Genomic DNA, 9,382 nt, shown 5'->3' with positions numbered 1-9,382 from the left:
ACCTGACCGAGTTCTGATTAACGTTTATGCCGGTTTTATCTTTCTCCACTTCAAAAGACACACCCTCAGCCACAAAAAAATTCTCAACATCCTCAATAGACAGACCTAAAAGCTGCTTACCATCATAATAAAAACAAGCATTAGGAAGATATACCTCCAACCCCAACAACTCATCAGAGCAGTTGTACCAAACTTGCATTACAGCCTCACCAAACGCGTCAACTGAATTTTCTGAAAACTCAGTTTTAGGAAAAACCCTATATGGCAAACCAATAACTTTCCGGACTTCCTCTCTACCTTGCCCGCAAAAGAAATTTTCGAGACCATTAGACTGGCTGTAATTTAACCTCATGAAATCTACCTCGGTTTAAAATCTTCAGGATTAAGACTTTTTGAATACTTTAACATTTGCTCAATAGCCGCGTCGTATTTATCACCAAACTTACTTCGTATATCGTCGACATCCATTTTTATAGCTTCATGAAGCTTCCCTTGTTTTAGCAATTCCTCTTGCTGCGCTCTATAAGCTTTTGCAGCATCTGAATTTCCATTGCTAGCAGTAAACTTGTGGTCATTTGGGTCCATTTTTATCGCAGGACCATCAACAGAACTGATCGGAGCATCCGTATAACAGGATCTTGCAGGACAATGATGAGAGTCAAGATTGTCGTTTACAGGTTTCGATGTATCGCGATGCGCTCCACCCAAAACCTCGTTTGAACCTGATGCACCTTTTGCCCCTTTCCCATCCATCACCGAAACAGAAGTACGCTCCTCCACACCTTTACGTTTCGAAAGCACCCCTGTCAACACTGAGGCCATGAACTGACCGCCGCCGATCAGGTACTTGTCCGTTTCGAACTTTGGATCAAGCGTAGTATCTTCTATCTCATCCGCGATTTCTTTCCCTACGGCTTCGCTGAATTGTTCGGTTTTCTCAAGCAGTGCTTTGCCCGGCGCGGTTTCAGAGGCCGCGTTGATGACCGCCAATTGCACAAGCCCTTTGGGACCTTGTGCCATAGCAATCACCACCGAGATCGCTTGCAGCTCATCCTGATGCGCAGCGGTGTACTCATTGATACCCGAAAATGTCCGTAAGGTATCTTGGGCAAGACTCAACCTCTCGACATCGTCCTCAGTGACATAAGAGGTATCGAGTTCCAAAGCCGGTGGGCGCCCTGTGTCAGACGGGGTTACCTGAACTTTCTTGCTAATAGCCTCGACCTGCTTAACATCCACACCAGCGAGCCGGCCTACCTCAGCCAGCACCCGCTCTTGGAAGTCCGGGTTACTCATGGTCTTCATGGCCTGAGCACGCGTAAGACCACCGATGATCAACGCCTCCATAGTCGCTTCGGCGAAATCGACGCCCACCATCGCCGAGGCACCCGCATCCATTTTCCGCCCCAACCCTGCCTCGATCTTGTTGACCGCCGCATTGAAGTCGTAGCCGGCTTGCTGGAAGTTTTTCTTGGCCGTCTCGTCGTAACTGCGGAGTTGCTTGGTCCACTCCTTGGCGGTTTCAAACGGCGTAAGAGCTGCCGTCATAGAAGACTTGGTCACGTACAGGTCTGTACGGTGTTCATCGTCCCGGGTGATTTCGTAGGCCTTGTCGACGTCGCGGTTCAGGCCTTTGGTCGAATCGGCTACGGTCCCGGCGTCATTGCGCACCACGACGTCGCCCGCCCCCACGGTGGCCCGTACGAGCTGCTGGCGGTCCTTCTCATAGTTCCAGCCTTCGACACTCCAGCCGTTCTTGTCCTTTTCGCCCTTGCCGACCTGGCTACCGTCCTGGGCTCCGCCGCCCCCCTTGGAGTAGCTGCCACCGACGTTCAGGTAATAGCCATGCTCCTTGTCCTTGCCTGCGATATCGCTGAAGCCCAGCGTGCCGGTGTCGAGTTTGAGCTTGCCGGTATCCGAAGCGATAAGCGCCCCGTCGAGCTGGGTGTGGTTTTCGGTACGGATGTCGACCTTGTCCTGCCCGGTGATGCGAGTCTGTTGCTCGACCCATTCGGTCGAGCCAGTGGTCTGGCCATAGCCGACCGAACCACTGACACCCGCTCCCGGCCCCACGGTCACCGTCACGCTGAGGTCGAATTCCTTGCCTTCGACCTTGCCCGTATCAGGCACCGACGAGACATTGAGGTCGCGGCCAACCCGGCCGATGACTTCATTGCCGCGCAGGTCCGCACCGGCGATATTCGTGTCTTTGCCGCTGGTGAAGCCCAGGCGATTACCTGCGTACAGATAGGCCTGTTGTTGCCGCTGGGCTTCACGCTCCAGGTTGCCTCTGCCCAGATTGACGCTGGCGTAAATGCCGACGCCTTCAGAGCCGACGCTGAGGCCTACCTCACCGCCGCCGCTCTTGCGGGTGTTGTCGCTGCCGCTGTCGTTCTGGGCGGCGCGAATGTTCAGGTTGTTTGCTGCGCGCAGGTCGATATCACGCTGAGCCTTGACCTGCGAGCCAATCAGGTTCAGATCATTGCTCGCCTGCAGGTTGACGTCCCGCGCCGCATCCAGAGAAGTGACCGTCGACGTTTGCTGTTCGCTGTCGCCGCTGGCAATACCATTGCTGCCACCGACGCCAAGCTTGAAGCCGCCGCTGGTTCCACCATGGATACCGCCCCAACTTTGTCGCTCACGAGTCTCTTCGGCATAGCTGCCTTTGGCGGCATCGAGGGTGACATCGCGTCCCTTGATATTGATATCGCGACCGGAGATCAATTGGCTGCCGCTGATCTGAACATCGTTGTTGGCAGCAATATTCAGATCGTTACCTGCGTTCAGCGTCGACGAGCGACGGGTCTGTTCAATGAACTGCTGACTGGTGCTCTGCTTGCTGTTACCGATCTTGGCGTCGAACGTAGGGCCTGAAACAAATTGGGAAACGCCGTCCACAGCCTTCAACGTACTGGAAGCCTTGCTGACACCATCTTCGCCCTGGCCGGCACCTTTGACGGCATCGCGGGTTCGGCCGTAGTTGTGGTTCATGCTCAGGCTGGCGCCGTTTCGTTCGCTCTCGCGTTGATGCTCGATCAGTTGCATTTCGCGGGCAGCGTCGATCTTGATATTGCGACCGGCCGTCAAGTCGATATCGTTGAACGCCTCAAGGTCTGAGCCGATCTGGGGTGATATCTCGCTTGGCGTTGACGGCCAGGTTTTGACCGGCAATGATCTGACTGGCCGCAGCGGTTTGCTGCTCCAGCCGGTTTTTCTCTTTGGTACGGTCCGCACCGGCGAAGAAATTGATGCCGTTGGCGTCCGAAGACACACCGATCCCGGCTTGTTTGTTCTTTTCCCAGTCCCGCTCGGAACGGCTGTTCTGCGCGGCCAGGACATTCACATCGCGTCCGGCGTCCAGGCTGACGTTGCCGCCGGCCTTAACACTGCTACCAACGACGTTGATGTCGCGCTCGGCCTGCAAAGCGGCGTCGCGTTCGGCCTTCACTTGGCTGCCCACGCTAGTGCTGCTTTGGGCTTCGCGTCCGGCCTTCTTGGCTGATGCGAAGGACAGGAAACCACCCGACACCGATAACCCGTTTTTCTTCTTGTACTCCTCACTCCGGCTATAAGCCGTATCGTTGGCCGAGACCAGGTTAATGTCGCCACTGTCCTTAACCAGACCCGCACGCAGTTCCACATCATTGCCAGCAGTGGTCTCACTGGCCCGCACGCGCAAGTCGTTGCCCGCCGCGATAACCACGTCGTTGCCGGCCTCTAGCTCACTGGCTACCTGGGAGGCCGTGGTCTTCAACTCGCTCTTGCCGCTCTTGGACAAGCCGAGGAAACCCGATTTTGTTTTCTTGCTGTAGGAACCGTGCTCCTCGACACCCGAGAGCACTGCTACATCACCGGTGGCACCGACGACCAGGTCATTGCCGGCTTTCAACTGACTGCCGATCACGGTGACATTACGACCGCCATCCAGCGTGACACCGCCACCGGCGGCTTGGCTGGTATTGACCGTCAGGTCCTGCCCCGCCTCCACCACGGATGCGACGTTGGTGCTGTGGTAACTTTCCCGCTGTTCGCTTTTGCTGCGCCCGAAAGAGCCTTTGCTTTTCTTCGAGTAAAACTCAGCAGCTTCGTCCGTTGCGGACAACAGATTGATATCGCGCGTGGCGTCGAGGGCAACATCCTTGGCGCCTTTCATCTGGCTGGCTATGAGGCTCAGGTCTTGCCCCGCCTTGGCGCTGAGGTCGCCTCCCGACTGGATAACCGAAGCCTGCTGGCGCACCAGGTCGCTGCTGCTTTTGACTTTTTTGCTCTGGGACGAACGATGGCTTTCGTTGGCCTCGGACTCGATGGCGATATCGCGCCCGGCCGTCAGCGCCAGGGTGCTCTGGGCGATAACGTTGCTCGCAACGACCCTCAGGTCCTGCCCGGCCGTTACCTTCAGCTCGCGGTCAGCCGTAACGCTAGAACCATTCTGGATAATGGTCTGATCCCGGTGTTTGCTGCCCTGCGTATGGCTGTCCACCTGCTCGGCGGCGGTGATGTTCATATTTCGGGCAGCGCGCAATGTGGTGTCGTTACCACTCTTGAGCACACCACCAACATTGGCGATATCCCGCCCAGCGCCCGCGCTCAGATCATGACTCGCCTCAATCCGCGCCGCACTGTCGACAAAACCACGTTGTTCGGTCTTGGAGCCGGTGCTGCTGGCATGCGTGGTGATGGTTCGTTCGTTGGTCAAGTCACCGGCCACGGCCACAACACTGACATCCCGCCCAGCAATAACCCCACCCGCCCTGTTAGTCAGGTTATTACTCGCCAACGCATCCAGCCGACCACCCGCCTCCATCAACCCACTGTTGACCAAGCTGTCGCCAGCCGAGGCCCTCAGGTTGCTGGACGCACGCAAGGTGCCCGCATTGTTCAGATTCTTACCCGCAATCAGGCTGACATCTGAGCCCTGGATCAACGCGCCATTGGCCGCCAGACGATTGTTGGCCTGGGCCAGGTAGAGCACCGGCACCAGCACCTGCTCGTTGTTCACCGTCCGGGTTTCCATCCAGACGATGTCGTGGGTCAGGGCCGCGACTTGTTCGGCCGTCAGGCTGACGCCCAGGGACAGGTTCAGCGCGTCCTTGCTGGCGATGGCGTTGTTCATTAGGTACTTGAACATGCCGTCGTCGGAGGTCTGGCCGTCGAGGAAACGTTGACCGGTGCGGGCGATCACGGCTTGTTGGATCAGGCGCTGTTCGTAGAAGCCATCACCCAGGCGCTTGGCGGCGATGTCGGGGTCGTAGCCCAGGTTCGTCAGCAGGTAGTCCGAGCTCATGAAGCGGCGCATGTCGGTCAGCGCCGGGTTGGTTTCGATCAGGTACTTTTGCGGGTTGGTCTGGAACGAGCTGTCCGGCAGGCCGCGCACTTGGGTCAGGCCTGAGCCTTGAGTCGGCGTGGTCGAGGCGTCGCCGCTCATGCGGAACAGGCCGTTTTGCCCGGTCGGCAAGTCAAAGCCCGGCAAGGCCAGCGGATCGACCTGTTGCTGGGTCAGGTTCGGGGGCAGTTGCCGATTGACGCTGACGCGGGTGGAGAAAACGTTGTCAGCCTGGGTATCGGTGCGCGGGCCGGCACCGACATAGTTGTAGCCGCCACGCACGACGCTGTTGTCGGCGTTGCCCTGGGTGCGGACGCTGACCGCACCGCCGGCCTGGATAATCGCGGCGTAGGTCTGGGTATCGGTAGTACTTGTCTGGGTGCGGAACTGCGGGAGCTCACGTTCGGTCATGCCGATGAAGCGGCTCATCGCTGCCTCGAGGCCACCCAGGTCATTGGCGTTGTAGCCTGGGCTCTGCAACCAGTATTTGTTGGTGAAGTCATTGGCGGCGGCGCGCCAGCCGCCTGGGCTGCGCGTGCGCTCGGACATGAAGGTGCGCGAGGTTTCGGTCTCGCCAGTCTCGATGCCGATGTTGTTCAGGCTGACGAGGTTGGCGCTCAATGCACCGCCAACGCCGATGCTGCTGCTCCGGTTGGTCAGGGTGTCGCCCTGGATATCCAGGTTGCCGCCAGTGGTGATGCTGGAGGCGGCGCTGGCCGCGGTGACTTCGAACTTGTCGCGCTGGATGATCTGCCAGACGTGGTTTTCCTTGCCACCGCTGCAGTCGCCGGCGTTGACCCCTTCGATACAGGCCACTTCCCTGATCGAGGCGGTGTAGATGCCTGCATCGTGGGTGGTCAAGACCTCGCGGACGTTGTCGATCATGCTGGCCGCCAGGCGCATGTTGCCGTCGCTTTGCAGCGTGCCGGAGCTGTTGAGGATGCGGCTGGCACGCGTGCCGAGGCCGTCGCGATCGATGTTCAGATCACCGAGGCTGTAGATATCGGCATAGCGGTTGGTCAGGCTGTTGACACGCAGGCTGGTATTGCCGCCGCTGAAAATCAATCCGTGCTCGTTGAGCAGATCGCCGGTCGATACGCCGAGCACGCCGGCACTGCCGAGGGTGCCGTAGTTGTTGATCGTGGCGGCCGTGACGTTCATGTCCGCCGCCGAGGTCAGGCGACCGTAGCTGTTGAGGACACCATCGACCACGACGGTTGTGCTGCCGCCGCCGGCGATACTGCCGTTTTGCTCCAGGTTGATCAGCGCCGCCTTGAGGCCCAAGGTGCCGAGACTGCTCAAGCGGCCGTTGCCTGTATAGGCACCGGTCAGTTGCAGGTCGATGGCCCCATCGCTGCCGATCAGGCCGTCGACGCGCCAGTTGCTGCCACGGCCCTCCATGCTGTTGGCGCTGAGCAACTGGCCGGTGGCCGTCTGGGTCAACTGGTCGACATGAACCACCAGGTGCCCGGCCTGGATCGCGGTGCTGTTGGTCCAGCGGTCAGCCTTCACCGTCAGGTTGCCGTAGGTCACCAGTTGCCCACCCGCCTGGCCCAGGTTGGCCTGGCTGATGCCAAACAGTCCCAGGCCGGTGTGCAGCAGCTTGCCACCCACGTTCTGGACGCTGCCGGTGTCGAAGTCCACATCCTTACTGGCGGTTTCGAGGGTGCCGTCGCTGTTATCGAACAGACCACCGATGTTGAACGCTGTGGTGCTGTTATTGCCCAGGGTGCGCAGTTGGCCTTTCTGGTTGCTCAGGCTGGCGGCAAGGATATCCAGGCTGTCCTGGCTTTCGATGATGCCGGCGTTGTTGTTCAGCGCACCCGAAAGGTCAAAGTCGATACGACTGGCGCTGACCTGCCCACCGCCGCTGTTTTCCAGATTCCGGCCAGTGACCCAGACCTTGCCAGTGGCATACATCCCGCCGTTGCGATTGTTGATATCCGCCGCCGCGTTGGTGACTACGACATCACCAGCTTGTGCAGCGATGCGCCCGCCGTCGTTGAACAGCCCAGCCAAGGCTCGGATGCTGAGTCCTTGAGCCTGGATCGTGCCGCCCTGACGGTTCACGTCATAGCCGTTTTTCAGCACGCCGGTGGTGCGTGCCTCCAGCGCGGCCTTGACGCTGGACAGCACGCCGCCACGGTTGTCCAGGTTGGTGGCGAAGACACTCAGCTTGGCGTCCTTGGCGATGATGCTGCCGCCCTGGTTATCGATGTTGCCCGATACATCCACGGTGACCAGGCCTTCGCCTTGCAGCGTGCCCTTGGCGTTATTCAGACTGGCAGCATCGAACTCGACCTCGGCAGCACGGCTGGCGAGCAGGCCTTTATCGGCGTTGTTGACCGCGCCGGTGGCGCTGACCAGCAGCTTGCCATTGGCGGCGACGGTGCCTTTGTTGCTGTTGTCCAGGCTGGCGGTGCGCACAGTCACGATGCCTTGGCTGGACAGTTCGCCGCCCCGGTTATTGATCGCGCCGGTGTTAGTGATGTCGAGGTTCTTGCCGGCCATTACCAGGCCGGTCAGGTTATCCAGGTTGCCGAGGATCAGCGTCGCGCTGTCCAGGCTCGACAGTTCACCGGCATTGTTTTCCAGATGGCCCACGTTGGCCGTCAGCAGGCCCTGGCTATTGATCAGGCCGCCCTGGCTGTTGAGGACTTGATCGGCATTCAGGTGCAGTTCGGAGTTGCCCAGGATCCGGCCTTTATTGCGGTTATCCACAACATTGGCCGTGACGGTGGTCTTGCCCCGTCCACTGAGCGTACCGCCCTGATTATTCAGCGCCGCGGTGGTCGTGACTTTCAGGTCACGGCTGGCAATGATGGTTTTGCCGCTGTTGTTCAGTTGATTGGCTGAGAGGGTGACATCACCTGTGGTATTGCGGCTGTTATCGGCATTGACCCCGGCTTCGATAATCCCCTTGTTGCTCAGCGTGCCGCCGCTGTCCAGGTGAATGCTGTCGCGCGCCACCAGGTTGTTCTGGCTGGTCAGGTCGCCCTGGGTCTTCACGTCCAGGCGGCTGCCAGCGTACACCTGGCCACGGGTTTCCACGCTTTTGGCCTGGATGGCGACGGCACCGGCCGCAGCCGTCTCGGCCATGCTCAAATGCCCATTGGCATCCAGCTGAATATCACCCCCACTGGCAACCATCTTGCCGTCCAGCTTCACCCCAACCCCGGCCTCGGTGCCCACCAGCTTGATCGCCCCGGCGTACATGCCACCCAAGGCCGAAGAGTCGATGGCCAGTTCCGGTTTCACGCTGCCATTATCGGCACGGGCAGTGGCATTGAGCGTGCCTGCATCGACGTCGTTGCGCCCGGCAACAATCGTCAGATTTTTCGCCTGGATCTCGGCGTTGATCTTGGCGCTGCGGGTGATGATTTCGAAACGGTCGACGTTGTTCGCGTTCAGGCCCGCGCCTTCGATAGCGACGCTGCCCTGGTCCACCTGATAACGGCTCAATTGGCCGTTCTCGATAATCGGTTTACCCGTGGTCAGGGTCGCTTTGGGCGTGTTGATAAAACCGCAGCCGTTGCAGCTGATGCCGTAGGGGTTGGCGACGATGACGTGGGCCGACTGCCCCGCCACTTCGGTGTAGCCGCGCAGTTGGCTAGGGTTGCCGCCGTTGACTTCGTTGAGGATGGTCTTGGCGGCGGTGCCGTTGAGGTTCGGGTTGCCGAGGATAATCCCGCCCAGTTGTGTGGACTGGGCGGGGTTGGTCGCGTTGTTGAGGATCACGCCGTTGCTGCCGACGTTGTAGTCCTTGAACTGGTTGTGGGACAGACCGCTGCCGTTGGGCTTGGCGATATTGATCACGGGCACGCCGTTGCCTGCCTGGCCGAGCGTAGTGCCTGGTGCGCTGACCACGATGCCGTCCGCCTGGGCCCACAGCGGTTGCCAGAACATGACGTTGGCCAACAGGAACGCCAGGGCGCGCTTGGGCATGCCCCAGAATACGTCGCGGGTTTTCAGGGCAGCAGAAGGATGGCGGGCCAGGAAAGCGTATTGGCGGTCGTCCATGATCAAGTCTCGTTGCAGCAGAAATTAAAGAACCCGTGC

The 9,382-nt window shown here is 59.3% G+C and carries 3 protein-coding genes; all 3 read right to left on the bottom strand.

Annotation, left to right across the window (positions count from 1 at the left end; genetic code table 11):
- On the bottom strand, nucleotides 1-352 hold a 352-nt coding region (locus AD663_RS28850; RefSeq protein ID WP_157062700.1), incomplete at its 3' end, for a hypothetical protein.
- Between the two features lie 5 nt (nucleotides 353-357).
- On the bottom strand, nucleotides 358-3,087 hold the full coding sequence (locus AD663_RS29540) for a hemagglutinin repeat-containing protein (RefSeq protein WP_371261148.1): 2,730 nt from the start codon (nucleotides 3,085-3,087) through the stop codon (nucleotides 358-360).
- A 19-nt stretch (nucleotides 3,088-3,106) separates the two neighbouring features.
- A complete protein-coding gene (locus tag AD663_RS03225) occupies nucleotides 3,107-9,343 on the bottom strand; it encodes a hemagglutinin repeat-containing protein (protein WP_371261147.1) in 6,237 nt (2,078 codons plus the stop codon).
- Between the last annotated feature and the right edge of the window lie 39 nt (nucleotides 9,344-9,382).

It is taken from the genome of Pseudomonas sp. Q12-87 (genome assembly GCF_001269755.1).
GTDB lineage: Bacteria > Pseudomonadota > Gammaproteobacteria > Pseudomonadales > Pseudomonadaceae > Aquipseudomonas > Aquipseudomonas fluorescens_S.
Note: the sequence above shows the minus strand (reverse complement) of the source record. Positions and strands in the feature narration are given on the sequence as shown.

Coding starts and splice junctions, on each gene's coding strand:
- AD663_RS03225 (WP_371261147.1), bottom strand. CDS start 9,343: ATGGACGACCGCCAATACGCTTTCCTGGCCCGCCATCCTTCTGCTGCC.